Origin of the sequence: Devosia sp. (assembly GCF_017307565.1) — a bacterium.
In the GTDB taxonomy this organism is placed as follows: Bacteria; Pseudomonadota; Alphaproteobacteria; order Rhizobiales; family Devosiaceae; genus Devosia.
The window spans coordinates 3,866-6,395 of sequence record NZ_JAFKHD010000101.1; the positions used below are offsets into that span (position 1 = coordinate 3,866).

2 protein-coding genes are annotated in these 2,530 nt (G+C 58.1%); both read right to left on the reverse strand.

What is annotated here, in order from left to right; all coding sequences use genetic code 11:
* A partial coding sequence (locus J0I64_RS03110; RefSeq protein ID WP_291406162.1) for an ABC transporter permease occupies positions 1-330 on the reverse strand: 330 nt, incomplete at its 3' end.
* A gap of 79 nt (positions 331-409) precedes the next feature.
* Positions 410-2,101: an ABC transporter substrate-binding protein gene (locus tag J0I64_RS03115; protein ID WP_291406163.1), complete on the reverse strand. Its 1,692-nt coding sequence runs from the start codon at positions 2,099-2,101 to the stop codon at positions 410-412.
* Positions 2,102-2,530: the final 429 nt, after the last annotated feature.

Below are 2,530 nucleotides of genomic sequence, written 5' to 3' on the forward strand. Positions count from 1 at the left end.
CACAAGCGCGATCAGCGAGGACGCAAAGGCCAGCTCGATGGTGGCCGGCAGGCGCTCCATGATCAGCTGGCTGACCGGTTGCTGCAGGCGATAGGATATGCCGAGCTGCCCCTGCAGGGCATTCACGACGAAATGGTAGAACTGCGCATAGAAAGGCTCATTGAGCCCAAGGCGTTCGCGCAGGGCGTCGTGGTCGGCCATGGTCGAATCCTGGCCCAGCATGGAGCTGACCGGATCGCCGACATAACGAAACACCAGAAAGGCAATGAACGCCACGACGAGCATGACGATGACGGATTGAAGCAACCGTCGGGCAATGAAGGCCATCATAGCGCCCTCCAAGACGAGGAAGCCGCCGCGAGAGCGAAAAGACTACGCTCCGCGCGGCGGCTCCGGACTATGGGGACGATTAGTCGGCGAACTCGATCATCGTCATGTAGGGCTGGTTTTCCGGGTGTACCGGCAGCGTCATGTCATCGCGCATGGCGTAGGCAAGCACCTGGTTGTGCACCGGCAGCAGGACGCGGTCGTTCTTCACGACTTCCCAGATCTCCGCAACACTGGCATTGCGCTTGTCGAGGTCGACTTCGGTGCCCAGCGCAATGATCTTGGCATCAAGCTCGGGGTTCGAGTAGAGGCCGACATTGTAGGTGCCGTGCTTGTCGGTCTTGGAGTGAACCAGATCGTTGAAAACATAGGCACTGTCGAAGGTCGGGACGCCCCAGCCGAGCAGGTAGAAGTCCGACTCGTTGGCAAGGATGATCGGGGAGTGTTCGGCGACCGGGCGCGAAGCCAGGGTGACCTTGATGCCGATCTGGCCGAGCATGCCGACATAGGCGGTGGAGATCGCCTCGTCGTTGACATAGCGGTTGTTCGGGGTGTCGAGCGTCACGCTGAAGCCATCGGGGTAGCCGGCTTCGGCCAGCAGTTCCTTGGCCTTGGCGACGTCCGGGGTCGGGTAGGCGTCGAGTTCGGCCGTCCAACCACTGACGAATGGCGGGGTAGCGATACCTGCCGGCAGCGAATTGCCGCGCATGACCACCTTCTGGATGGCGTCGCGATCGAGCGCGAGCTCCATCGCTTCACGCACCAGCGGATTGTTGAAGGGGTTGGAGTCAGTGATGTTCGACGACTTCAGCGGCTCTTCGCCAAAGCGGTAGCCGAAGTAGATGATGCGGTTTTCAGGGCCGGTTTCGACCTTGAAGCCTGCCGAATTGCTGAGACGATCAATGTCCTGCACCGGCACGTCCTGCACCAGGTCCACGTCGCCAGAGAGCAGTGCCGCGATGCGCGTGGCATTGTCGGCGATCGGCAGGAAGTGGATTTCGGTGACGGCCGGAGCATCGCCCCACCAATCTTCGTTGACGTTGAGCACCGAGCGAACGTCGACTTCGCGCGAGGTCAGCTTGTAGGGACCGGTGCCGTTGGTGTTGAGCACGGCATAGTTGGTTTCGCCGGCTGCGAAATCCTGGACTTCCTGCAGGTCGTGCGCTTCCGACCAGGTCTTGTCCATGATGAAGGTGTTGGTGATGTTGTTCGGGTAGAGCGGCGACGGGCCGATCATCTGAACTTCGACCGTGTGGTCATCTACGGCACGCACTTCGGCAACTTCGGCATGAAGCTGCTTCATGTTTGAGCCTTCCGAACGGGCGCGATCGAGCGAGAAGACGACGTCCTCAGCGGTCAGATCGGCGCCGTCATGGAACTTGACGCCCTGACGCAGCTTGAAGACCCAGACGGTCGGATCGCCGTCCTTGATGAACCACTCGGTCGCGAGCCGCGGCTGCAGTTCGCCGGCAACGCTGCGATCGAGCAGGGTTTCGTAGATGTGGTGCGCGAAAGTGAAGTGTGGGTGACGCCCTGGTTCTGAGAGTGCGTATCCAAGGTGAGCGCATCGGACGAACGCGCCCAGCGGATGGTTTCTGCATTGGCCACACCAGCGAGCATAGTCGTCGCCGCCAGTGCCGCTGCAATGCGTGTCAGTGATTTTTGCATTACGTACTCTCCGTTCCTGAATAATCGCCCCCTCGTGAATTGCATGGGGAGCTTTGGGCACAGAGAAGCCCAGAAATTTCAGGAGCGCAATTGCATGAAATTGCACGCAACAGTCACGGAATACACACAAAGCTGTTATAACAGGCAAATCGAACGCATTTTTACAAATCGGTTCGGTCTATTTTTTTAGGAAATACTTTAAAATACGAAACTTGCTACTGAGCACGCTTCGTATACGGATGGAAGACTGCATTTCTTCCATCGCAACCCAAAAAAACGCTCAAAAGTTGCAAACTATTGGGCCTGAAAGCGGATGCGACTGGTCTCCCGATCCAGGGAATACTCGAATCCTAACGTTCAAGCGCGTTGCGAGCGATGAAGTCGTCCGACCTCGAAAGAGGCCGACCGGGACTTGTTTGGCGAACAAGGTAGCAGGGATGGGTTCGCCCCAAATGGAGCGATCAAAAATCAGGATACTTTTGAAGGAAAGTGGCGGAGAGGAAGGGATTCGAACCCTCGAGACCGTTCCCGATCT